We start from the raw sequence: 24,105 nt of genomic DNA, 5'->3' as shown, positions 1-24,105 counted from the left end.
CTAATGACAACAAAAATTTAACATTACCTTTGAGAAAGTATATTGCGAAAATATGGGGAGTCAAGTATGCTGGAGAAGGCGCTCAAAACAACGGGCGCGCTCAGTAATGTGGAGGTAATAGGATCGATGCAAATACAACCGAATCGTAAGATGAAATATAACAATAAAAAACTGAAAAAGAAAAGAATCTTACTTGGGACAATCTTAATGTTTTTTGTTTTTTGCGCGGTTGCCGCTGGCGCTGCATGGTGGAAGTTGGAAGATACACTAAAGAAAGTGGCCAGCGATACCGAACTTAATTTGACTCAAAACGAGGAACCTGTCGCTTATAATAAAGAACCGATCTCGCTCGTGATTATCGGGACGGATGAACGGGCCGATCTCGGCATGGCAAATACAGACGTGATTATTGTCGCCGCATTAAACCCACAGACTAAACATGTGACGATGATGCCGATCCCGCGCGATACGGGTGTTAAAATTCCTGGATATAATGGTTATCATAAAATAAATTCCGTTTACGCCCGCGGTGAAATTGCGCGGCGCGCCGCAGAAAGAAATAAAAAGCCAGTGACAGAAACAGGCACAACGCTTTTAAAGAAAACGATTGAAGAGGCGCTAGGCATTCCGATTAATTATTATGTGATGACCGATTTCGAAGGATTTGAAAAAGTCGTGGATGAGTTAGGCGGAGTGGAGATCGAGGTTGATAAAAGTATGAAATATGATGATCCGACCGATGGGACCCATATTAACTTGCAAGCGGGTCTGCAACGATTAGACGGGGATCAGGCGCTCGGATTTGTGCGTCATCGTAAGGACAACCGCGGGCCTAAATATTACTCCACCGATTTCGATCGCGGCGTAAGACAACAAACCGTGATCAAATCGCTCGTTGATAAAATGAAGTCGTTTACTGGAATCGCTAGTTTCTTCAATGTGCTAGATGTAGCTGGCGACCACATTCGAACAGACTTATCTAAGGAACAAATTAAAGGTTTAATTATGGATTTTAAATCGATTGGTTCCGACAATATTGCCGGGCTAGAAACCGGCGGGTATTGGGATGTCGCTTCATCGCATACGATCATCCCGAAGGAAAATTTAGAACAAATTCAACTTGCTTTTCAAGAGGAAATGGGAATTGAGCGTAAGACGTTTCGATCGACGATTCGAGTAGAAGCGCCAGGCTCGCAAAGACAAGCTAATGTGACTCCTAAATCGAACACAACACAGAAAGCGGCGGAAGCCGCTCCAAAACAACAAGCTTCTGAAGTTAAAAAACAAACAACGGAAAAACCGAAGTCGTCTGAGAACGAAGTGGACAAGAAGAACTCATCGAGCAGCGGTAAGAAACCATCGGATTCCGTTGATTTCGAAGCGGATGATGCAGCGGCAAAGCCGTCTAAAACACCACCGCGTTCGGACAGCGAATCTCCGCGGACGCCAGCGCCGACACCGAATGAGGATCCAGCTGGCATGCTACAACCGCCAGTCAATTCTGCTCCAGTCGGATCGGAAACATCGCCAGCGCTAGATTAACTGAAATCAAAAAAAGGACCTGATAAAACTATCAGGTCCTTTTTTATTTACATTAGGAGTGGACACTATGCTTTGCATCTTTTTGCGCCCGTTCACGTTCATTTTTCTTAAGATATCTTTTGCGTAAACGAATCGATTTCGGTGTCACTTCGCAATATTCGTCATCGTTTAAATACTGTAATGCTTCTTCAAGCGATAAATCGCGCGGTGTTTTCAATTTAACGGTTTCATCTTTGTTGGCGCTGCGCACGTTTGTCGCGTGCTTTTCTTTGCACACATTGACGACTAGATCATTGTCGCGGTTGTGCTCGCCAACAATCATTCCTTCATACACTGCGGCGCTTGGATGCACAAACATGATCCCGCGATCTTCGACAGACATTAAGCCATACGTCGTTGCTGAGCCAGTTTCATGTGAGACTAACACCCCGGAACGCCGACCGCCCACATCGCCTTGGATCAGCGGAAGATAGCTATCAAAGGAATGATTTAATATGCCGTATCCTTTTGTCAAGCTCATAAACTCCGTTTGATAACCGATCAGTCCGCGCGAAGGAATAATAAATTCAAGACGCACCGAACCGAACCCGTTGTTCACCATATTAACCATTTCAGCCTTTCGGGCGCCTAATGATTCCATGATCGCTCCCGTATGTTCTTCAGGAACATCGATCAAAACGCGCTCGCTTGGCTCCATCTTTTTCCCGTCAATCTCGCGAACGATGACTTCCGGTTTGGAAACAAGAAATTCATAACCTTCTCGTCTCATCGTTTCAATAAGGATTGACAGATGCAATTCCCCCCGCCCCGAAACGACGAAGGAATCTGCGCTTGATTCATCTACCCTTAAGCTAACATCCGTTTCCAACTCTTGAAACAGACGGTCGCGCAGTTTTCTTGAGGTGACGTGCTTGCCTTCTTTGCCGGCAAAGGGTCCATTGTTGACCGAAAAGGTCATTTTTAAAGTAGGCTCATCGATCTTTAATAAAGGAAGAGCTTCTGGGTGATCGAGATCCGCGATTGTTTCACCGACATTAATTTCATCTAAACCAGGTACGGCAACAAGATCGCCCGCCTTGGCTTGCTCGATCTCAACTCGTTTCAACCCAGCGAATCCGAATAATTTAGCGATTCTTACCTGTTTGATCGATCCGTCCCGTTTCATATGGGCAACCATCTGGCCTCTTTTTATGATCCCGCGATGCACTCGTCCGATTCCGATTCTACCGAGGTAATCATTGTAGTCCAAAATGGCGGCCTGCATTTGCAAAGGTCCTGCAGGATCTGCTTCAGGAGCGGGGATGTGCGCGATGATCGCATCATATAGACATTCCATATTTTCGTCTTGGCGCGAAGATTCAACGCTTGCTGTTCCATTCATCGCGGACGCGTATATAACCGGGAATTCAATCTGTTCTTCCGTTGCGTCCAAATCGATAAATAGATCATACACATCATTGACGACTTGCTCAGGTCTCGCGTTTTCACGATCAATTTTATTAATGACGAGAATCGGCGTTAAATTTTGCTCCAACGCTTTTTTCAAAACAAAGCGTGTTTGCGGCATACAGCCTTCAAACGCGTCAACAACAAGCAGCACACCATCAACCATATTCAAAATCCGTTCAACCTCACCGCCAAAGTCGGCGTGTCCAGGGGTATCGAGGATGTTGATCGTATGATCTTTATAGGTTACTGCCGTGTTTTTAGCAAGAATGGTAATGCCGCGTTCTCTTTCCAAATCACTGGAATCCATCACCCGATCTTCTACATGTTCGTGTGAGCGGAAAATCCCAGATTGTTGCAACAATTTATCAACCAGCGTTGTTTTTCCGTGATCAACGTGGGCAATGATCGCAATATTACGAATGTCTTCTCTTCTCAATGTTTTATAAACTCCTTTTTAATCAGAACGCAGCTGATCATAACAAATTTAGAACCTTATTATTATACACGTTATTATTGCAGTCCGTAAAGAAAAATAATGTCCAACGATGAAACTGGCAACCTGTAAATGTTGCCAAGGATAGCGAAACGAGTTCTTTTCATACTAAAGTAGAAAGGAGGGATGCAATCATGCAAAGGGGACGCTTAATGATATTGCTCGGCGGGGCATTTACGTTATTAGGCCTTTTTGCGATGCCGATGAAGCGGGTAAATCCACGCCAAAACTTAGTGGACAATCCATTTGGATGGGGTTTATTCGGCTTCGGCTTAGCGAGCTTATTAATGGGAATTAGCGCCATTTCAAATATGAAAACTCAAGATTACGAAGACGAGGAAGAGGATGGACCTGCTATTGATCACCCGTCAAAGCGAATTGAGGTTAAACAAGGAGTCATGAAGCGACTCGAACATTAAGCATAGCATAGAGAGCGCCGTCTTCTCAAATAAGATAAGAAGACGGCGTTTTTTATCTATCATATTTCATGTCAAATATCATATGCTTTGACAGTGGGCTGCGGAAGACCTGCCGGCGCTGTATCCCGTCGTAAAGGCGGCGGTAATGTTAAACCCTCCCGTATAACCGTGGATGTCAAGCACTTCGCCGCAGAAGAACAGTCCAGGCATGAGGCGCGATTGCATCGTCTTCGGATCAACTTCTTTCAATGAAATGCCGCCGCCTGTTACAAAAGCTTCTTCGATCGATAAAGTTCCATCGACTTCGAGTGGAAAACGTTTGATTAGTTCAGCTAAATTATCTAAAGGAACACGCGGTAAATGCGCCGAGGTCGTATCCTCATCCAAGTTCGCCTTCGTTAATAACAACGGAATCAATCTTTCCGGCAAATAGCCTCTTAACACATTTTTGATTGCTCGCTTTGCTTCTTGTTCCGCTCGCTGTTTAATATCCGCAATAACGGCTTCCTTTGTTTTAGTTGGGAAAAGATCAATCGTCATCAACGCTGCTTTGTGTCCCTTTTTCAGTGTCTTAACGACAAATTGACTGCAGCGCAAAGCGATGGGGCCTGAGATGCCAAAATGGGTAAAGATAAGATCGCCATCATGCTCGATTACCTGTCGATTCCTCTTTGGATCCATTACCGCGAGTCGAACATCGCGCAATGATAACCCTTGCAGCGTTTTGTCGCGAATGAACGGTTCGCTGGATGTGATCGGGACCTCAGTCGGAAATAAATCGGTAATCGTGTGCCCGGCCTTTTCAGCCCAACGATATCCGTCTCCCGTCGATCCGGTATAAGGCACAGATTTTCCACCGACAGCGACGATGACACAGTTCGTTTCGATCGTTTCACCTGTGGCGAGTTGGACGCCTGTAATGCGTTGATCATCGTACACAATTTGTTTGACTGGCGCGTTTGTTTTGATGGTCACGCCCAATTCGGCGATTTTGTCGAGCAATGCCTGCACAACGTCTTTCGCTTTGTCACTAACCGGGAACATGCGACCGCGGTCTTCTTCTTTCAGCGGAATGCCGAGACTTTCAAAGAACTGAATGATGTTTTGGTTGCTAAATTGGGCAAGGGAGCTGTAGAGAAACTTACCATTACCTGGAATGTTGCGAATGATCAAGTCGATTGGACCCGCATTCGTTACATTGCAACGTCCCCCGCCCGAGATAGCCAGTTTTCGTCCAAGCTTGTCCCCTTTATCCACGAGCAACACTTTGCAACCTTCCAATCCCGCCGCGTAAGCGGCCATTAGACCAGCAGGCCCCCCGCCAATGATCACGATCTCTGCCTTCATGAAATTCCTTCTTTCTAAAGAAACGTTTCTATGTCTACTTTTTGCGCAAGCTGCCTAATTCGCTCACAATCGCTTCCATCTCACTAATGCTGACCTTGTCCATCCGATTTACTACTTGGTAAAGGTAGAGCAAATCTTCGTAAACATTTAATTCGAACGAGTCTGGATTCATTACAGAGGCATTGGCCATGGTCAGCTTTTTTTGCAATTCATTTAAAATATACACGATGTTTTCTTTGCTAGGTTTTTCTAAATTCATGTTTTCCACATCCTCACTAAACTATGTATCCTGCTATTTTTTCTTATTTTACCGTATCTACATGAAGAAGTCACTTAACCGAAAGTTGAAACCACTCGCGCAGACTAGGAAACAAGCAGCGCGGAGAGTATGATAATGATAGGGAAGGGGGAAGCGACGAATGGATCAACAAGCGCAAGCAACGCCATTATTATGGGGCGATAAACGATACCATACATTGAATTATCATCTACGCCAAAAGTTTGGAGAGAAAGTGTTTAAGGTGATGTTAGACGCGGGGTTTACGTGTCCCAATCGGGATGGCTCTATAGCGACAGGAGGTTGTACTTTTTGCAGCGCAAGAGGATCGGGCGATTTCGCTGGTTTTCGCAGAGATGATCTCAAAAAGCAGTTTCGCGATGTCGCGCAACGAATGCACAAAAAGTGGCCAAAAGCGAAATATATCGGTTTCTTTCAGGCGTATACCAATACGTATGCCCCAGTTGAACAGTTGCGGGCCTGCTATGAGACGATTCTCGAAGAGGATGTGGTCGGTTTGTCGATCGCCACGAGACCCGACTGTCTGCCTGATGATGTTGTCGCATACTTGGCTGAATTGAATCAAAGGACGGACCTGTTGCTGGAACTCGGTTTGCAGACGATTCACGAATCGACGGCTGAGGTAATCAACAGGGCTCATGATTATCAAACGTTTGTGGATGGGGTTGAAAAACTAAGAGCGCATGATATTTCCGTGTGCGCCCATATTATTCTTGGTTTGCCCGGCGAGACAATAGAGATGATGATGGAAACAGCGAGAGCGGTTGCTCAATTGCCTGTACAAGGAATTAAAATTCACTTGTTGCACTTGTTGAAGAAGACGCCGCTTGTTCGTTTGTGGGAAGAAGGCGGTTTGGAATTTTTAAGCCAGGAGACGTACATTCAATTGGTAGTAGATATCTTGGAGATCTTACCGCCCGAAATGGTTGTTCACCGTTTAACGGGAGATGGCCCCCGCGAGCTGTTGATTGGGCCGATGTGGAGTTTGAGAAAGTGGGACGTGCTCAATGGCATTGACAAAGAGTTAAAGAGCAGGAATTCGTGGCAAGGAAGGTTGTGGAAACCTGCTGTCGTAACGCATAGTTAAGCAAAGCCATCTCTGCCTTACGTGGAGATGGCTTTCGTTTTATATTGGCGTAGCGTCGCCTGGTCGATTAAAGTGGGAGGAACATTGATGATCTTGTTTGTCAAAATAAAGGCCTGCAATGGAATCAATGGACCTGGACCTGCAATGATCATCAGTGGTGTCGGCGTGCGATAATGGTTCATTGCTTTGAAGCTAAAAGACTGCTTATCAACTTTACTCGGCTTTAACTTCGAGAAAGGATGGCTGTGCCAGTCGCCGATATAGCGCAAGTGTTTTCCGCGACGCTCCAATTGCCGCGCTTTCCGCTCGCAATATTTTTCATCAAACCGAATTGAAAACGGCTGATGAATCGCATCGGGGCCTGGACCCGATACGTCAGTGACGATCAACGCGTCAGGCGCCCGTAAGCCCACCATGATCCCGCCTGTTTCCGCATCAGGATGACGATTCACTTCACGTTGAATTTGGCGATAGGCTTTATCTAATATAAGAACTTGCAATCTCAAGCCCTCACTCCTTTGGATTCAGAGTCTCTTACCTATCATACGCAAAAGTGAGGAGGAGGGTTATAAGATGCGTTTTTTAAAATCTTCCCACTCCGCTTCGGTCTCCAAATTGGACACTTCATCGTACAGTTCATCCAATACGTCTTCATCTGTAAAAGAGATCGGAGTGGTATCTCCTGAAAGCAGCTGTTCCATTTTTGCAGTTTGTTCCATGATCTTTTTGTAAACGGGAAGCAGTGGAGCCGAGTACGTTTCCATGAGTGTTCGTTCTTTGGCTGGATCCCGCTCTAGTTGCTGTTCATAGGCAAGCACGTATTGTTCCTGGGTCAGAAGCGCCTCCACTTCGCCCGGTCTTCTTCCCATAAAAACAGCAAATCGAAACTGTTCAAGGGCTTCATGAATGGAATGGTGAGATGACATGCCTGTAACTCCCTTCTTATATATATTGAAGCTTGACGGGTTACGCCAAGACGGATTAAAAAGTAAGAAAGACCCCTTGTCTTCTAAGGAACTTTCGGCTCATCAGATGTGACAAATATCTTCGGGACAACCGTCACATTCTAAAAACTGTTTTAGAAATGTGATATTATAGATAGTAATAAATCCATTGTCGATGTCAATGACTTTGTTTTTTCTTAACTCGTTTAACATGCGGTTAACACTTTCGCGTGTCGCTCCGATAAAACTAGCTAGATCTTTATTGGTTAAGGCAAGGTCGATTTGAACACCGTTATCAACAGGAATCCCGTATGTGTTCGTCATGCGAATCAATGTGGAATAGAGCGCGCCTTGCTTTCCTAGCAGTACTAAATCTCGGAATTTGGATTGGTTTCTACGATAAGCGATCCCCATCCATTTCATAAATTCGACGGCAAATCGTCCATTGTTGGAAAGTAACTCCTCGAGCGCAATTCGTTCGATCACGCCAATGGTCCCAGCTTCAAGCAGCATAGCTGTGGTTGTGTAGGTGAGGTCGGATTGAAACAAGGCAAGCTCGCCGATCAATTCTCCCGGCTTGCAAATATATAGGGTGAGTTCTTTTCCTTCCAAGGTTGTTTTGCTGATCTTGACACTTCCGGTTCGGATAAAATAGAGGTGTTTTGCCTGATCCCCATCCAGATAGAGTATGCTTTCTTGGGCGTAGTATGTATCCGCCGCGATGGAGTCAATCTCTCGTTTAAACTCATCAGGGATCAATTGGAAGAAGGTTTTGTCTGCTAAGGGTTCCAAAGGCTTACCTCCTTTTAGTTACATAATAACAATATTACCATAGTATTAACCATATTTAAAAGGCGCTTTATAGGTGATTCCTCTTAATTTTGTGCGTCATAACGTCAGGTCTGATTTGATTATACTTTAAATGGAGAAGGTGGCTCTTATGAGTGCTGTGGCAAGGGATGAACAACAGCAGCCGTTAACTGAACATCTTGGCGAATTGAGGAAAAGAATCATTTACAGCCTGGTTTATTTTGCTGCGGCCGTTATTATCGGCTTCGTGTTTGCGGGACGGGTTGTCGATGAATTAAAAAGGACGGCTGTCGCCCAGCAAATTGAATTGCACGTGTTTGCTATGCCTGACGCGCTTGCTGTTTATATGAAAGTCGCTCTCGCCCTCGGTGTTATTTTATCGGTTCCATTTATCCTTTATCAAGTATGGGCATTTGCAAAACCCGGTTTGCGGGAAAGAGAGCAAAAAATCGCTCTGCGGTTTATTCCCGCGGCAACCGTCTTATTTGTAATCGGGCTCGGTTTTGCCTACTTTATTTTATTTCCAATGATTACGCGGTTTATGTTGGTCATGACGAAAACATTGCAAGTTCAAGAAATGATCGGGCTGACGCAATACTTTAATTTTATGTTTTCGATCGTGTTCCCTTTTGGCGTTTTGTTTGAATTGCCTGTGATTGTTGTCTTTCTGACAAAAATCAGGGCGCTCAATCCGGTGCGACTAGCCAAGATGCGCAAGCTCGCATACTTTACGCTGATTGTGACCGCGGTCATCCTTACCCCGCCAGAAATTATTTCCGATATATTGGTGGCGGGACCACTATTGTTGTTATATGAATTGAGCATTATACTATCGAAGAGAGTCTATAAGAAACAGCAGCGTGAAGATGAGAAAAATCATCTGGATCAGTCAGAATAAGTATAGAATAATAAAATGGAAGAGAGGAAATGAAGGGGATGTTTCAAAATATTGGTTTTCCTGGACTTATTTTAATTTTAGTGATTGCTTTAATCGTATTTGGCCCCCATAAATTGCCAGAAATCGGACGAGCATTTGGTTCCTCGTTGAGAGAATTTAAACGTTCCTCTAAAGGGCTGATGGATGATGAAGGCGTAGAGAAAAAGGAAGAGACCGAGCCCGTTTTAAGGACTTCTGAAAGAACTAACTAAATACGGAGTGATTAGCATGGATAATAAGAAAGCAATCATTCAGGTAGTCGGTTACAAAAACAGCGGGAAGACAACGACATGCTGTAAAATTATTGAACGATTTGTAGAGCAGGGTTGGAAAGTCGGAAGCATTAAAAATGACGCCCATAATTTTGAAGTTGATCACCCCGGCAAAGACACTTGGTTGCATCGGGAAGCGGGAGCCTCAGTTGTCGCGATTACTTCGAAGCATAAAACGGCGATTATGGAACAGCGACCGACCCGTTTGGAACATTTAATTGAGCGGATGGATGGGATCGAACTTGTCGTGATTGAAGGATATAAATTTGAGAATTATCCGAAGGTTGTCCTCTTGCGAAATGAATCGGATCTGTCTCTGGTTGAGGAAACAACAGAAATCATGGCGATTGCTAGTTGGTTTCCCTACGAACATCCTTCCATTCCTGTTGTTCACATAGATCAATTTCCTGAATTGTTTACGATTATTTATGATTATGTTCAAAATGAGATGGGGGGAAACAAATAAACATGAAAAGTTATGCGATTACGGACAAACCAATCGAGATCCAGCCTTTAATTGATCATGTCACACATCCGCATGCAGGGGCTGTCTCTACTTTTATCGGAATGGTGCGCGAATTTACGCGAGGTAAAAAGACTCTTTATTTAGAGTACCAAGCGTATGCCGCGATGGCGGAAAAAAAGTTAAAACAGATCGGCGATGAAATCATTGAAAAACATCCAGAGGCTCGCGTTGCGATTCATCATCGTGTTGGTCATCTAGATATTTCCGATGTCGCTGTTGCGATTGCGGTGTCTACTCCACATCGGGACGCGGCCTTTGAGGCCAGTCGTTATGCAATTGAGCGCATTAAAGAAATTGTTCCGATTTGGAAAAAGGAAAACTGGGAAGACGGACAATCCTGGATCGGCGATCAAAAGGAACAAGTGGCCTATCCAACGGGGCAACCCGAATTGAAAGGAGAGAAATAAGTTGATTCGTGTGATGCTGTTTGCCGGTCTGTCGGAAGTTGCTGGTTCTCCAAGCGTTTTGATTGAGACCGATCAACAATCGTTGTCCATCGAACAAGTAAGAGCGATCCTTATCGAAAAGTATCCCGCGATGGAGCCGCTGCTAAAAAATAGTTTAGCAGCTGTAAATCAAGAATACGCGGATGGACAACAACTCGTGAGCGAGTCAGATGAGGTGGCATTTATACCTCCGGTAAGTGGGGGATAACACGGTTCGCTTAGTGTAAATTTACTGAAAAACTAGATATGCGAATTGCCGACGAGGTCGCGTTGCGCCTGTGAACGGGTGTTACTTTTGGCGCGAATTCCTTGTCGGCGTTTTTATTTTCTATTTCAATTAGATCATGCAGGCTCAATCGTTTCCCGCTTTATTTGCAAGCGGCTTTTTAATTCTAATTTGCGATGTTTGTCGCGCCGCTTATTCTTTAGTATATCTGGCTCCTCATTATCCCAAAATAGAGAAGAGAACGTATGCGAAGGAGTGGGATGATGGGTACAATTGAATTGCAACCTGAATTGCGGGGACCTGGCGGAGAAACGTTGTCGATACATAGAGATGGCGATTGGATCGGCGATCTCTATCTAATTTATCGGGAACAGGATCAATTGTTGGGGACGGTGCAGTTGGACGAAGAATATGTAAGTCCAGAGCAGGTCGGGGAGATTGTAGAACAGCTGGAATCCTATGTAACCAGTCTTGTGTTTGCGCTTGGTGTTCAAGATCATCATGTCCACGTTTTTTACGGGTCTTATTCAATGCTAGATGATTATATGGATTATGCGGATGATGTTGAGTTAGGCGAGGACGAGGGATTAGAATACGAGCGCTGGATTGTTGGGCAAAGCGAACAAGGCATCGAATATCAAATCTATGATCAGGCGGGGGAGCTTGTCGCGGAAGCGATCGTCGATATAAAGGGAACGGACGTTGTCGGTGAAATTCATTTTACGTTTGAGCCTTCGCCGCGAGAGATGGAAGACATTGAAGCGATCTTATTGAAGGATTATGATCACGATCTGATTGATCAGTATCAATTTACCTTGTTTGTTGATGGGACCCATATGGGACAGTTGGAACACGATGAGCCTGAGAGTTCGGAACGAGATGAAGTTATTGTCGATCAAATGGAAGCAGATGCGATTTATGATTTAGTGGACAATGAAAACCGTCCCTTGGCCAAAGCGAGTTGTTACTATGAGGATGACGGCGCGGATATTACAGTGGAGTTAAAGGTTAAGCCGAATGAAGATACGACGCATCATGTGATGCAGACTGTTTTTCAAGAAGTGTTATCGGAGTCGTTTGAATGGATTAATATTCGCATGCTTTTTAAAGGGAAACAGGTGGATGGGTTTCACTTTGAAAGAGGGAAAAATCAGCAATATGTATAAATGTGAAGAGGGTGCGGGCGCACCCCTTTGTATTTCTTATAATAATGTTTCAATTTGAACACTGACGATGTAAGGGATTTGCTTGATTTCATGGTAAATGTCGGCATTGTACCGTTCACCATCAACGTGCACGATTAAGTTAACTTGATGGGTTTCGCCTCGTTCTGAACTGGCTGAGACATCCCGTATTTTAATATACTTAATTTTTATGTGACGCTCTTTAAGCGCTTCCATTACCTCTAATACCCGATTATCTTCTTTGCTCAAGGTGAGTTCGAGCTTTATTTCCTGCTCACGCAAAGATTTGGGGCCGATCCGTTTTATAATCGGGGGAAGTAACTCTACAGAAACAATGATTAAGAATACAGCGACAAAAGCTTCTAAGTAAAATCCTGCGCCGGCGGCGATACCGAGCCCAGAAGCGGCCCAAATCATCGCGGCGGTTGTCAGTCCAATGATCACATCGTTTTGTTTGTGCAAAATGACGCCTGCCCCGAGGAATCCGATACCGGATACAATCTGAGCGGCAAGACGAAGGGGATCCATCGGTTTTTGGTAGGGAACAGCATAGTGGTTGGACGCCTCAATGGAGACAATCGTCAGGATGCAGCTACTCACACAAATGACGAGTGAGGTTTTTAATCCTAACGGTTTCTTTTGGAGTTCCCGTTCTAACCCAATCACTAGTCCTAAAATTGTCGACGCGCCTAACTTCAGTAATATGGAAGTATCAACAAAGAACATGGGAATCCCCTCTCTTGTTTATTTCCTTATTATACTATATGACTGAAATGATTAACCATGTTTGAGACAATGGATTCGGAAAAAGTTGTCATCCACGCTAGATGATGTAAAATTAAGATAGTTTGAAAGAGAAAGGAGTCTAATAATGTCAGGATTTGAAAAGTTTGGACTTCGCGCAGAAATAATAAGAGGAATTAAAGATCTTTATTTTCAGGAACCGACACCGATTCAAGCAAAGGCGATCCCACTCGCTTTAGAGGGCAAAGATTTAATTGGACAAGCTCAGACAGGAACGGGTAAAACCGCGGCTTTCGTGATTCCGATGTTACAGAAAATAAATGAAGACAACCGATCTATTCAAGGGTTGATTATGACTCCGACACGTGAATTGGCCATTCAAATTGGACAAGACGCAGCGGATTTAGCAAAGCATTTAGATGTCAATGTATTGACGTTGCATGGAGGTCGCGATATTGGGGCGCAGATGAACAAGCTACAACAGCCTGTTCAGATTGTCGTCGGTACGCCAGGTCGAATTTTGGATCACATGCAAAGGGGAACACTCCATTTTGGACGATTAAAAATGTTGGTGCTCGATGAAGCCGATAAAATGTTGGAAATGGGTTTCCAAGAAGACGTAGAAACAATTATCGCTCAGACGGCTCATCAAAAACAAACTTTGTTATTTTCGGCGACGATGCCAGATCGGGTTCGTCAACTGGCGCATCGTTTTATGTTTCAGCCGCCGCATATTAAAGTCGATATGAAACAAGCCACAGCGGAAACAACAGATCAATATTTTTATGTTGTTAATCAAAGTGAAAAGTTGGAAGCGCTGAAGACATTGTTAGGCGAGCTTAATCCGTTTCTAGCCATTATCTTTGTTAATACGCAAAATCGGGTGGACTCTGTTACAGAACAATTACAACAAGAAGGTTTTGAGGCGGAGGCGTTGCATGGCGGGTTGTCTCAAAATAAGAGAGAGCGTTTGATGGACGCGTTTCGTCAAGTGAAGTTTCAATATTTGGTCTGCACTGATATTGCTTCGCGCGGGGTCGATGTCGAAGGGGTCACCCATGTGTTTAATTTTGACCTCCCATCCGATCCAGAAAGCTATATTCATCGTGTTGGCAGAACGGGCAGAGCGGGGCAAAGCGGGACGGCGATTACATTCGTGTCCCCTCGCCAAAAGATAATTATGTCTAAAATTGAAAGCGCGATTCATCAAAAAATTGAGGAGCGCGTCTTGTTCGGAACAAAAGGTTTTGTTGAGGTCCCTAAATCAAAAGGGAGCAACAGGCGCCGCCGTCCAAGGGGCGGAACATCCGCGCGGCCAGAGCCGAAGCAATTGGTCGTTAACTCTCCAAAAAGGAAAAACAACGAGAAGGTAAAACCAGGCTATAAGAAAAAGGCGAAATTAGAGCAAGCGCGGCTTGAACAGCAAGAGAAGAGAAAGCGGATTCGTCAATCGATCAATCAAACGATTCGTTCCAAAAAGAAGCAGGAGGCTAGAGAGAGGAGTCGCTAACCTCTCTCTTTTTTTTAACGCAACATTACAATCCCATTATTTAAAGCTTGCCAGCAGAGTCGGGGAAGGTCCAAAATAAGAGTCAAACGTTGAAGTGAATCTGTAGGTTTTGTTGGGAGGGTGGTGAAAAAGTGGAATTGATCTCCAGAACGGAAAAGCACAAGGTGGAGAAAAGAAAAGTTACAGATGTAAGTTGGTTGTTAGGTATTTTACTATTTGGTTGTCTTGCCTATCCGATCAGCTCATTTGTCCAAATTCCAGATGATCTTGCGTATAAACAAACGATGCAAATTTTGTTGTTTATGACGAGCTTGCTTTTTTTGATTTTATACTTGTTAGCTTTTATTGTTGCTTCCACGAAGACATTTGTCCAAATTGAACATAAAGTGATTCGCGTTAATTACATGATAATGTCGTTTTGGGTGTTATCATTACTTTATCATTTTACAGGCTGGTTAATGAGTTACGCTTCCTGGTCCCCCCTTTATTATAAACTCGGGGTCGCTTTCACACTGACGGTTTTAATCTTGACCCTCTTACACTTTGCGGCCTATTTTAGTTTCACTCGCAGTGATCGGATCGCGCGGTCGCGTAAACAGGCATTAGAGTATCGACAACAAGCTTTCGAATCAATTCAACGAATTTTGCATACGCGTCAGATTATGTTAGAAGTGATGGATAGCAACCCGGAAGTGCTTCAAATGATGAAGTGGAATGGCTTTGATCGTCAAATGGAAAGCTGGGTAGCCGAGATGGAGCGCTTTATGAATATGACGTCCTTTACCGACCAAGAATTAAGGAATATACTTGGGGTGAAAGCATGGATGGAGAATTTAATGTTGATTGTTGAACAACATCCGATGCATCGCGGCTTGCGGAAAAAATTAAACTAGCCCTTTTCGCGTCGATCGGTTGGTATTCGATCTATGGATGATAAATTGATAAAATGAGGGGTGACTGAAGGTGAAAGGTCACTCTTTTTTTTGATCATGCTGGAAAAAGCTTGAATAGGTCATTTTAGGGAAAAGGAGAATACTATTAAGACAAGGGCCATTATGAACTGAATTCAGTCGAATCCAGTTAAAGCCTCTTGCGGATGTCACAGATTTATAAGAGGCGTAATTGATGACAGACAAGGGTGTGTTAACAACATGGACTACAATAAAATGTTAAAGCAAGCTAAAGAATGGGTGATCCAGGCTGGGGAGATGAGCTTTGAAAAATCGAAACAGAGCTTGGATATTACATATAAGACATCGCATTCAGACTTGGTAACAAAGGTGGATAAAGAGGTCGAGAAATTTTTGATAGAAAAGATTCTTGCTCATTATCCAGATCATGGGATCGTTGGTGAAGAGGGAACATTTGAAAAAGATCCTGACGAATTTGATACATTATGGATTATTGATCCGATCGATGGCACCATTAATTTTGTGCACCAACAGGTCAACTATGTGATCAGCGTCGCGGTCACGCATAAGGAGAAAGGCGTGTTTGGAATCATTTATGATCCATCTCGCGATGAATTGTTCTGGGCAGCGCGTGGCGAAGGGGCCTATCTAAACGAACAACGCCTGCAAAATACGCGGTTAGAACGTCTTGAAGAGTCGTTGATTTGCACGGGATTGTTCTGGAATGAACGGATAGAAAAAAGTAAGTTGTTAGAGATGATCTATCAGCTACCGAAACACTGCAGGGGAATTCGCGTTTATGGTTGCGCCGCTTTGGAATTGGCTTACGTCGCTGCTGGACGGTTAGACGCTTACATTAGTTTATATTTAAACCCGTGGGACTTTGCCGCGGGGAAAATGATTGTCGAAGAGGCGGGCGGTGTCATCACGACATGGGAAGACGCTCCGTTGTCCTACCTTGAAGCGGGTCCGTTGATCGCTTCAAATCCGGGACTGCATAAGCAACTGCTCTCATTTATCCAGCGTGATCTGTGAACATTTGTTGCTTTTTGAAAAGAAATCACCGATAATTAAAGATAAAATGGGTTAGTATGCGTTGTTTTGCGGGCCAATAAGGGCCCCATTCATCGTGGAATTGAGGAGGAGTAGAAGATGGCGCGCGTTGAACACGATTATGATAAATATCAAGGCATTCGTTTTGACACCCAAGATGAATCGGTCATTTTGGTCAATATTTTAGAAACGATCCCTTATGAATATGTAGGAAAACGGACAGAAGTAAATATCCCGACAAATGAGTTTACATCTGTTTGTCCTTGGTCTGGATTACCTGATTTTGCGGATATAAAGATTATGTTTGTCCCAAATAAAGAATTAATCGAAATGAAATCTTTAAAGTATTACTTGACTTCTTACCGTAACGTGGGGATTTATCAAGAGCATGCGACTAACCGTATTTTGAATGATCTTGTGGCCTGTTGCGATCCGCTCTATATGAAAATTGAAGCAGATTGGAACAAGCGCGGCGGATTGGGCACGACCGTTGTTGTAGAGTATACAAGAGAGGACTAGGGCAATGGAGCGGATGTCCTTTTTAGATGTAAAGGACCTTTTGAGAACATTCGGGATCTTCATTTATACAGGTGATGCGATTGCTGATTGTGAGTTAATGGAAGATGAACTTAAAGAGCTCCATCAGGCTGGCTTGATTCCTGACCAAGACCTTTATCGTTTTGCGTTGCTGACAATCCGAAAGCGGATTTCTGATATAAAACAAAATCGCAGATTTACACGGTAGAAGACGCGGAACTTGCGTCTTCTACTGCTTTTATTGCAATTTTTTGAAACTTTCGTTTCGGTTGGAAGTATAACTAAACAGACAAAGTAGAAACAACTTTTTTCTATGAGAGGAAGAAGCCATGCGTAAGAAGCGTAAGAAAAACAATTGGTTGAGATGGTTTGTCGGTTTGGCGGGATTGTTCACGCTCCTCGTTTTGGGCGGCTGCGCCGCATTGATGTCTGTCGGCAATGTGATTATGGATAAAGACAAAGTATTACAGCAGAGCCAGACTTCAGTCCTTCTTGATATTAATAAAAATGAATTTTACAAGTTGTATGTTGATCAGAATCGGGAGTATGTAGAATACCCTGACATCCCGCCGCTTGTCGTTAAGGCATTTGTGAATGTGGAGGATGAGCGCTTTTTCACTCACACAGGGGTGGACGTCATCGCGATTGGGCGCGCGATCTATAAAGATATTAAGGCGCGGGGCGCGGTAGAGGGCGCCAGTACGATTACACAACAGTTAGCGAAGAACGTATACTTAACGAATGAAAAATCTATTTGGCGAAAAACAAAAGAAGCGGTCATCGCTTTAAATTTAGAGCGAAATTATTCAAAAGAGCAGATTCTAGAGTTTTATCTCAATGAAATATTGTTTGGGGACGCTGTATACGGGATTAAAGCCGCATCTGAATATTATTTTGGGATTACCGACTTGAATGAACTTAGTTTGGCCCAAGTCGCGACGCTTGCAGGTCTACCAAAGGCGCCCAATGCGTACTCACCATTTAATAATTATGAAAGATCCGCAGAACGGCGTAAAGTTGTGCTGAGTGTCATGCATCGCAATGGCTCCATTACAAAGGAAGAAATGGAGCAGGCGAGCGCTGAGGAATTGGAACTTAATCCAAATCGTGAGAAACGCGGGAAACCGGAATATCGCGCTTACGTCGATTATGTCATTAAAGAAGCGCAGGAAAAATACAATTTAACAGAAAATGATTTATACCGAGGCGGCTACCGTATTTATACCCAGCTCGATCCGCAAGCGCAACGAGCGATGTTTAACGCCTTTAATAACGACAAATTGTTTCCTAGAGGGAGTTCGAAGGAAAATAAACCACAGGCAGCAATGGTCATCTTAGATCACAAAACGGGTGGAGTCGCGGCGATGATGGGGCGTAGGGAATATAACACGGGGGACAGAAACCTCGCCACACAAGCAGAGAGAAGTCCGGGATCAACGTTTAAACCTGTTGCCGTTTATACGGCCGCATTGGAAAATGGGTGGGGACCGTATGATACCTTAAAAGATGAAAAGATGACGTTTGCCGGCGGATACAGTCCAAGTAACTGGGCTGGCGACGGCTATTGGGGCAGAGTTACGATGATCGATGCGGTAAAACGATCAAAGAACGTCTCTGCGGTCTGGCTGTTGAATGAACTGGGCATCGACACAAGTTTCCGCTACTTAGATCGTTTTGGTTTTGAATATGATAAACAAAAGAATCGAAAATTAGGTATCGCATTGGGTGACTTTACGCCAGGCGTATCCGCAATGGATATGGCTCAAGCCTATAGCGCATTCGCGAATCGCGGTGTCATTATTGAACCGCACGCAATTACACGGGTTGAAGATAATAGCGGTGTCGTTGTTGCCAATGCGGATATATCCACTTCCACGGTTATGTCCGAACAAAATGCGTATTATATGACCCAAATGCTAAAATCAGCGGTTGATGAAGGAACGGGCAGAAGCGCCCGCATGAATCGACCTGTTGCGGGAAAAACAGGAACCACTCAGATGGAAGGCACGAGAGGAAATCGAGATGCTTGGTTTGTCGGGTATACGCCTGAATATGTCGGTTCGATCTGGATGGGATATGAACGATCATCCGATGGGTACTTGGTTGATGGAAGCGGCGTTACCGCAAAATTCTTTAGTACTGTCATGAGCGAAGCGTTAAAAGGAAAGAAAGTAAAGCAATTTGATAAACCGTCCAATGTGAAGGAATTACGAAAGCCGATAGAAGTGCCTTCGATTTCAGATTTGAAGGCCCAACAAATCGCGGATTCGGTCCATCTTACCTGGTCAGCCCAGGAGGAAGGGATGATTTATCGCATTTACCGTTATTTTGATGATCCAGGTCAGACAGAGTTCCTGGGAGAAGTAGATTACAATGAATGGGTTGACTTAGAGGTTCCGTCAGATCGGGCGATTCATTATCTGGTCATTCCGTTTAGCACGAAGCTGGATAAGGAAGGGGCTCAATCTAATACGGTGAAGATCTCCCCGAAAGAAATCGATCCTAGTTTGTTGCCACCAGAGGAAGGAGATGACGAACTTGATGAAGAGGAGTCTGATGAGGAGGATTTAACGCGACCTAACCCATCGCAACAAGATCAAGAAAGGCCGAGACCCGGCAATTCAGGGAGGCCCAACAATTCCGATTCAAAACCAGAACCAGATGCTGAGCCACAGGTTCCGCCTCATACGGACGGGGGGACAGGGTCCCCAGATCCAGGTATGTTGGAAGCGCCAGCTCAACAACCTACGGGCGATGGACGGGGCAGAGGGAACCCGTGATGATGGTTTTAATTTCATCCCTTGAATGCGCGAAATCGTTCGATTTTGCTTATGCTTTTGTACTATAATATGAGATAGATAAGAAGCATGGGAGGGGAAGCGCGATGTCCATCCAAATGGATCAAGAAGTTACCAACTACTTCCGAGAAAGAATTGAAAAAGCAAAGGTTACTTTTGAGCGGGCCGTTGATTGTAAGCATACAGAATTTGATGACCTATATCCCTACATGAGTGAGCATCCACAATTCTTCTGGTATAAAAGGTACGTTGCCTGGCAGGAATTACTGACTGTCTCGCAGATGGCAGGGGAACTGGGGCTTGATTGGACACCACAATTTACAGCGCAACAAGTTGAGTTTGTGAAGGATAAAGTCCTTGAAGCGAAAGTGCTTGATAACTGGTATCCCGAACAGGATAAGTGAGAACATCTAGGGTAATTCCGATCGGAATTACCCTTTTCTTTATATAGCAAATGCTTGTTTAGGAAAGGAAGAAATGGCGATGGCTAAAATGAGATTAGATAAAATGTTATCCAATATGGGGTTTGGGACGCGCAAAGAAATCAAAAAGTTTTCAAAAATGGGCATCATTTGCGTCGATGGAAAAACAGTTAAGGATACGAGTCAACACATTAATCCAGAAAAACAGCAGATTGAATTTGACGGGGAACGTGTTGAATATCGTGAGCATGTTTATTTAATAATGAACAAACCGCAAGGCGTCATTTCCGCTACCGAAGACCTTGTTGAAAAAACGGTCGTTGATCTACTTGAATACGACTACCGCCATTTTCATGTCTTTCCAGTAGGAAGATTGGACAAGGATACAGAAGGATTATTACTTTTAACCAACGATGGTAAATTAGCGCACGAACTTCTTTCCCCGCGGAAACAAGTTGCGAAAACGTATTATGCTGAAATTGAGGGCTTCGTAACGGAAGAAGACGCTCGTCGCTTTGAACAAGGTGTTACATTAGATGATGGATATGAAACACTTCCCGCGCAATTAAACATTAAAGAGTCTGGCCCGCGTTCAAAAATAGAGTTGACCATCTATGAAGGTAAATTCCATCAAGTAAAAAGAATGTTTCAAGCGGTGGGAAAACAAGTTGTGTTTTTGAAACGAATTCAAATGGGTCCGTTAGAGCTTGATCCCGCTTTAACGCTGGGAGAGTACAGGGAGTTGAGTGAACAAGAACTGCTTCTATTAAAGGGTTAATGTTAAATACTAAAATGGCTCGTGTGTTAATTTACATAAAATGGTAGACTGAATCAGCTAGATCTGATACTATTTTAGTGGGCGAGGAAGAAATAGTATATAGGGGGTTCTATTCTTGATTGGATTTTCAGCCGAAATTAAAGCGACGACGGATGTAGGTTCTTTGCTAAGAGAGAAAACAAAAATCAAAGATTCAGTCACAAATCCGCAACTGAATTGGAATTCAAGAATGGAAATGTACAAAAAAGTTCAAATGATTAATCGTCGTATTGCTGAGTTAAAATCACATAAGTAGTAAAGCCGATAAAAAAAGTCTTGCCAATTGACAAGACTTTTTTTATTTTATTAAATTTTATACGCATAAGCAATCCGTTAAATTTTCATGATTCCGCCTGTGCTCGCCGAGGTTACAAGTTTAGAGTATCTTGCAAGGTACCCTCTCTTCACCTTCGGTTCAAAGCCAGTCCAAGCTTGCTTTCTCTTTTCCATTTCTTCTTCAGAGATGTTTAATTCTAAAATGTTCTTTTCCATATCAATTAAGATCGTATCCCCGTCTTCAACGAAAGCAATCGGCCCGCCTTCAGCAGCTTCTGGGGAGATGTGTCCGATACTAATGCCGCGAGAGGCTCCTGAAAAGCGACCATCCGTAATGAGGGCTACCTTGGTGCCGAGGCCCATTCCCATGATTTGAGAGGTTGGGGCCAACATTTCAGGCATTCCCGGTCCGCCTTTAGGTCCTTCATAGCGAATCACGACAACATGTCCTTCTTTAACTTCACCATTAGCAATTCCTTCTAATGCGGCTTCCTGAGATTCGAATACGATCGCAGGTCCTTCATGTCGGGTAATGCCAGGTTCGACGGCGCCTGTTTTGATCACAGCCCCTTCAGGCGCAATGTTTCCAAATAGAATGGATAGGCCGCCTGTTTCAGAATGGGGATTGTCTAACGGACGGATAACTTCGTTGTTCTTCACATCATAACCCGCAATGTTTTCACCTAAAGTTTTGCCTGTTACGGACAATGTGTCAAGATGAAGGGCTCCTTCTTTTTTACTCAATTCATTTAAGATTGCTGTAACGCCACCCGCGTCATGGACATCTTCCATATGGTGATCGGATGCTGGCGCAATTTTGGATAGATGCGGCACGCGCTTTGCTACTTCGTTAATTCTTTCTAGTGAATAAGAGAGGCCCGCCTCATTTGCGATGGCCAGTGTATGCAGCACCGTGTTTGTGGAACCGCCCATCGCCATATCTAACGCAAAAGCATTGTCGATAGCTTTTTCTGTAATGATGTCGCGAGGCTTTAGATCTTCATCGATTAAACGAATAATTTGACTTGCCGCGCGCTTTACTAATTCACGACGCTCTTCAGTAACCGCCAGTGTTGTGCCTGTGCCAGGCAAAGCAATTCCTAACACTTCGCAAATACAGTTCATTGAGTTTGCGGTAAACATGCCTGAGCAGGAGCCGCAAGTTGGGCAGCCGTACATTTCAAGTTCTTTCAAACTTTCTTCGTTAATCTTTCCTGATTGGAAAGCGCCGACACCTTCGAATACGGAGGATAATGAAATCGAACGCCCATCCGATGTTTTACCGGCCTTCATTGGACCGCCAGTAACAAGAATTGTAGGAATGTTCACGCGTAAAGCCGCCATGATCATGCCTGGTGTAATCTTGTCGCAGTTAGGGATACAAATCAGTCCGTCGAAAGCGTGCGCGTCAACAACAGTTTCAATCGAGTCGGCAATAATCTCGCGACTTGGCAGCGAATACCGCATACCAATGTGTCCCATCGCAATTCCATCATCCACACCGATTGTATTGAATTCAAACGGCACACCGCCCGCTTCACGGACAGCTTCTTTTACTATCTTTCCAAATTCCTGAAGGTGAACATGACCAGGAATGATGTCGATGTATGAATTCGCAATCGCAATAAATGGCTTGTCCCAATCGGATTCATCTTGAATAACTCCTGTAGCTCGCAAAAGACTACGGTGAGGAGCGCGATCAAATCCTCTTTTAATAATGTCACTTCTTAGTTCTCTCTTCATGATTTACACCTCACACGTTTAGATATCATCTTATTTTAACACTTTTTTTGAATAAAGAGTGAAAGTTTTATAAAAGTAAACGACTTTGCCTAAGTTGTTTATCAAGTATATTTGCTACTAGCGCAAAAGACAATCCGTTGTTAATTGGTAACTGGCGATCAAACAAAAAAGCCCCCAGCAAAGGGGACTCGATTTAGCGCTGTTTTAAAAGACGGTTAAATTACTGTAACAGGCAATATGTTCCAGTATCTTTTGGCTCAACGGCGCAATGACTTGGGTTTGGCCCTTTTCAAAGACACCGTTTCGATTATAGATTGTCACTTTTTCCGCAGAGATTAAGTAATAATTCTTTTCAAATGTTGCAATGACCGGTTCTTGTCGCGGCGTATGAACAGCAAATGCAATGTCTCTTGCCTCAAGATGGTGCGGTTTCATACTAATGATATCTGACAACTGTATTTGATATGATTGATGGGGTTTTTGAAAAACAAGCTCTTTTGTCGTAATTGAACAACCGAAACGGCTTTTCACTTGCGACAACTTCAGCTCACCTTCCAAGGCCTTCACACGAATAAAATCAGAACTCAACGATTCTTCACCTCCGTCATTTACGGCGTCTCTCGTATATCGCGTATCGTATTATGAGTATTGTATCATATGAGTATAACGAGAAGTTGCTCATAAATAAAAAGGAAATAACTATGTAAACATTCGAATCAAGTCAGAGAACTATGAATAAGCCTATCTATTCGATAAATTGAGAAAATCAGGCGGCTTTTTTTGGGGGGCCATCTGGAATTGTTACCGCTACGTGAGATTATTTGCTATACAAAACAATTTGGTTCAATTAAATACGGAATTTGCCGCCATCTGGAGATGGCGTAACAATTGCCAGCGACGGTTGTGTTATTCATCTATCCAAATGATTAGAATGCCTTCAACCTCAACAACAAAATACTAAGATAAGAAGGCATAGGAAGGCCCCCCATTAAATTTATGTAGATTTTTAGTGAGGAAGAATGTAGCAAACGACTGCGCTTGAAAATTGAGCGCGGGAATGGTAGCCTATTACATGTTGCCTGTATGCTTTGCTAATACGTGAGGCGGGATTGAGTTTGGTTTAAAACTGAAACTCGTAAACTTTTTAAAAAAAGGTCTTGCATTCGCAAGGCATACGTGTTATATTATTACTTGTCGCTACGAACAAGATGTTCGATCGACATAAACCTATACAAGAGAGTGTTAAATTAATTATACAGTTCTTCTATTGTTATTTAAGTTTGGCAATCGAGTAATTGGTCGCTCTCATGAATG

General features: G+C 43.7%; 27 protein-coding genes. 18 read left to right on the top strand and 9 right to left on the bottom strand.

Translation table 11 applies throughout. The annotated features are described in order from the left end of the window. Nucleotides 1-66: 66 nt before the first annotated feature. Nucleotides 67-1,542: an LCP family protein gene (locus BEP19_RS15265; protein WP_120190804.1), complete on the top strand. Its 1,476-nt coding sequence runs from the start codon at nt 67-69 to the stop codon at nt 1,540-1,542. Nucleotides 1,543-1,594: 52 nt separating this feature from the next. On the opposite strand, the gene typA is transcribed toward BEP19_RS15265, so the two are convergent. Beyond that, complete coding sequence (typA, locus tag BEP19_RS15260) at nt 1,595-3,427, bottom strand: translational GTPase TypA (RefSeq protein WP_120190803.1); 1,833 nt, start codon at nt 3,425-3,427, stop codon at nt 1,595-1,597. Nucleotides 3,428-3,618: 191 nt separating this feature from the next. Here typA and BEP19_RS15255 point away from each other — a divergent pair, with 191 nt between their 5' ends. After that, complete coding sequence (locus tag BEP19_RS15255) at nt 3,619-3,903, top strand: hypothetical protein (protein ID WP_120190802.1); 285 nt, start codon at nt 3,619-3,621, stop codon at nt 3,901-3,903. 78 nt (nt 3,904-3,981) lie between these two features. Here BEP19_RS15255 and BEP19_RS15250 read toward each other — a convergent pair whose 3' ends face one another. Continuing rightward, the gene (locus tag BEP19_RS15250) at nt 3,982-5,250 is read right to left on the bottom strand and encodes a BaiN/RdsA family NAD(P)/FAD-dependent oxidoreductase (RefSeq protein ID WP_120190801.1); all 1,269 of its coding nucleotides are present in this window, start codon (nt 5,248-5,250) and stop codon (nt 3,982-3,984) included. A 34-nt stretch (nt 5,251-5,284) separates the two neighbouring features. Beyond that, nucleotides 5,285-5,509, bottom strand: a complete 225-nt coding sequence (locus tag BEP19_RS15245) for a DUF1128 domain-containing protein (RefSeq protein ID WP_120190800.1) — start codon at nt 5,507-5,509, stop codon at nt 5,285-5,287. A gap of 160 nt (nt 5,510-5,669) precedes the next feature. Here BEP19_RS15245 and mnmL point away from each other — a divergent pair, with 160 nt between their 5' ends. Beyond that, nucleotides 5,670-6,635 (top strand): tRNA modification radical SAM protein MnmL/YtqA, encoded by a 966-nt coding sequence (gene mnmL, locus BEP19_RS15240; protein WP_120190799.1) that lies wholly within the window; start codon nt 5,670-5,672, stop codon nt 6,633-6,635. 17 nt (nt 6,636-6,652) lie between these two features. Here mnmL and BEP19_RS15235 read toward each other — a convergent pair whose 3' ends face one another. From BEP19_RS15235 to BEP19_RS15225, 3 genes are all read right to left on the bottom strand, one after another. Next, nucleotides 6,653-7,141, bottom strand: coding sequence for a Mov34/MPN/PAD-1 family protein (locus BEP19_RS15235; protein ID WP_170145398.1), 489 nt, complete (start codon nt 7,139-7,141; stop codon nt 6,653-6,655). A 60-nt stretch (nt 7,142-7,201) separates the two neighbouring features. Beyond that, nucleotides 7,202-7,561: a hypothetical protein gene (locus BEP19_RS15230; RefSeq protein ID WP_120190797.1), complete on the bottom strand. Its 360-nt coding sequence runs from the start codon at nt 7,559-7,561 to the stop codon at nt 7,202-7,204. Nucleotides 7,562-7,663: 102 nt separating this feature from the next. Then, complete coding sequence (locus tag BEP19_RS15225; protein ID WP_120190796.1) at nt 7,664-8,371, bottom strand: Crp/Fnr family transcriptional regulator; 708 nt, start codon at nt 8,369-8,371, stop codon at nt 7,664-7,666. A 148-nt stretch (nt 8,372-8,519) separates the two neighbouring features. Here BEP19_RS15225 and tatC point away from each other — a divergent pair, with 148 nt between their 5' ends. The 6 genes from tatC (at nt 8,520) to BEP19_RS15195 (ending at nt 11,962) form a co-directional block, all read left to right on the top strand. Continuing rightward, nucleotides 8,520-9,287 (top strand): twin-arginine translocase subunit TatC, encoded by a 768-nt coding sequence (gene tatC / locus BEP19_RS15220; protein WP_120190795.1) that lies wholly within the window; start codon nt 8,520-8,522, stop codon nt 9,285-9,287. A gap of 38 nt (nt 9,288-9,325) precedes the next feature. Next, nucleotides 9,326-9,538, top strand: a complete 213-nt coding sequence (locus tag BEP19_RS15215; protein ID WP_120190982.1) for a twin-arginine translocase TatA/TatE family subunit — start codon at nt 9,326-9,328, stop codon at nt 9,536-9,538. A gap of 16 nt (nt 9,539-9,554) precedes the next feature. After that, nucleotides 9,555-10,064 (top strand): molybdopterin-guanine dinucleotide biosynthesis protein B, encoded by a 510-nt coding sequence (gene mobB, locus BEP19_RS15210; protein ID WP_120190794.1) that lies wholly within the window; start codon nt 9,555-9,557, stop codon nt 10,062-10,064. Nucleotides 10,065-10,066: 2 nt separating this feature from the next. Next, entirely contained in the window at nt 10,067-10,531 is a 465-nt protein-coding gene (locus BEP19_RS15205) for a molybdenum cofactor biosynthesis protein MoaE (RefSeq protein WP_147393811.1), read from the top strand. A 10-nt stretch (nt 10,532-10,541) separates the two neighbouring features. After that, on the top strand, nt 10,542-10,778 hold the full coding sequence (locus BEP19_RS15200) for a MoaD/ThiS family protein (protein ID WP_245983650.1): 237 nt from the start codon (nt 10,542-10,544) through the stop codon (nt 10,776-10,778). A 281-nt stretch (nt 10,779-11,059) separates the two neighbouring features. Next, complete coding sequence (locus BEP19_RS15195) at nt 11,060-11,962, top strand: hypothetical protein (RefSeq protein WP_120190791.1); 903 nt, start codon at nt 11,060-11,062, stop codon at nt 11,960-11,962. Nucleotides 11,963-11,998: 36 nt separating this feature from the next. Here BEP19_RS15195 and BEP19_RS15190 read toward each other — a convergent pair whose 3' ends face one another. Continuing rightward, nucleotides 11,999-12,706: an MgtC/SapB family protein gene (locus tag BEP19_RS15190; RefSeq protein ID WP_120190790.1), complete on the bottom strand. Its 708-nt coding sequence runs from the start codon at nt 12,704-12,706 to the stop codon at nt 11,999-12,001. A 145-nt stretch (nt 12,707-12,851) separates the two neighbouring features. On the opposite strand from BEP19_RS15190, the gene BEP19_RS15185 reads away from it, so the two are divergent. The 9 genes from BEP19_RS15185 (at nt 12,852) to BEP19_RS15145 (ending at nt 21,028) form a co-directional block, all read left to right on the top strand. Further along, nucleotides 12,852-14,234, top strand: a complete 1,383-nt coding sequence (locus tag BEP19_RS15185; protein WP_120190789.1) for a DEAD/DEAH box helicase — start codon at nt 12,852-12,854, stop codon at nt 14,232-14,234. A 131-nt stretch (nt 14,235-14,365) separates the two neighbouring features. Next, complete coding sequence (locus BEP19_RS15180) at nt 14,366-15,127, top strand: hypothetical protein (RefSeq protein ID WP_120190788.1); 762 nt, start codon at nt 14,366-14,368, stop codon at nt 15,125-15,127. 258 nt (nt 15,128-15,385) lie between these two features. After that, the gene (locus BEP19_RS15175; protein WP_120190787.1) at nt 15,386-16,180 is read left to right on the top strand and encodes an inositol monophosphatase family protein; all 795 of its coding nucleotides are present in this window, start codon (nt 15,386-15,388) and stop codon (nt 16,178-16,180) included. Between the two features lie 117 nt (nt 16,181-16,297). Beyond that, a complete protein-coding gene (gene queF, locus BEP19_RS15170) occupies nt 16,298-16,717 on the top strand; it encodes a preQ(1) synthase (protein ID WP_120190786.1) in 420 nt (139 codons plus the stop codon). A gap of 4 nt (nt 16,718-16,721) precedes the next feature. Further along, nucleotides 16,722-16,943: a YqgQ family protein gene (locus BEP19_RS15165; RefSeq protein WP_245983632.1), complete on the top strand. Its 222-nt coding sequence runs from the start codon at nt 16,722-16,724 to the stop codon at nt 16,941-16,943. A gap of 121 nt (nt 16,944-17,064) precedes the next feature. Then, nucleotides 17,065-19,515 carry a transglycosylase domain-containing protein gene (locus BEP19_RS15160; protein WP_120190785.1) on the top strand — a complete coding sequence of 817 codons (2,451 nt, stop codon included), beginning with the start codon at nt 17,065-17,067 and terminating at the stop codon, nt 19,513-19,515. Nucleotides 19,516-19,619: 104 nt separating this feature from the next. Next, nucleotides 19,620-19,937, top strand: coding sequence for a hypothetical protein (locus BEP19_RS15155; protein WP_120190784.1), 318 nt, complete (start codon nt 19,620-19,622; stop codon nt 19,935-19,937). Between the two features lie 88 nt (nt 19,938-20,025). Further along, a complete protein-coding gene (locus BEP19_RS15150; protein ID WP_120190980.1) occupies nt 20,026-20,733 on the top strand; it encodes a pseudouridine synthase in 708 nt (235 codons plus the stop codon). Between the two features lie 115 nt (nt 20,734-20,848). After that, nucleotides 20,849-21,028: a hypothetical protein gene (locus BEP19_RS15145; protein ID WP_120190783.1), complete on the top strand. Its 180-nt coding sequence runs from the start codon at nt 20,849-20,851 to the stop codon at nt 21,026-21,028. Nucleotides 21,029-21,105: 77 nt separating this feature from the next. Here the strand turns inward: BEP19_RS15145 and ilvD are convergent, their stop codons facing one another. Further along, entirely contained in the window at nt 21,106-22,791 is a 1,686-nt protein-coding gene (ilvD, locus tag BEP19_RS15140; protein ID WP_120190782.1) for a dihydroxy-acid dehydratase, read from the bottom strand. A gap of 204 nt (nt 22,792-22,995) precedes the next feature. Continuing rightward, nucleotides 22,996-23,379: a hypothetical protein gene (locus tag BEP19_RS15135; RefSeq protein WP_120190781.1), complete on the bottom strand. Its 384-nt coding sequence runs from the start codon at nt 23,377-23,379 to the stop codon at nt 22,996-22,998. Nucleotides 23,380-24,105: the final 726 nt, after the last annotated feature.

Origin of the sequence: Ammoniphilus oxalaticus (genome assembly GCF_003609605.1) — a bacterium.
Classification (GTDB): Bacteria; Bacillota; Bacilli; order Aneurinibacillales; family RAOX-1; genus Ammoniphilus; species Ammoniphilus oxalaticus.
This window is presented reverse-complemented; position numbering and strand designations above follow the sequence as displayed.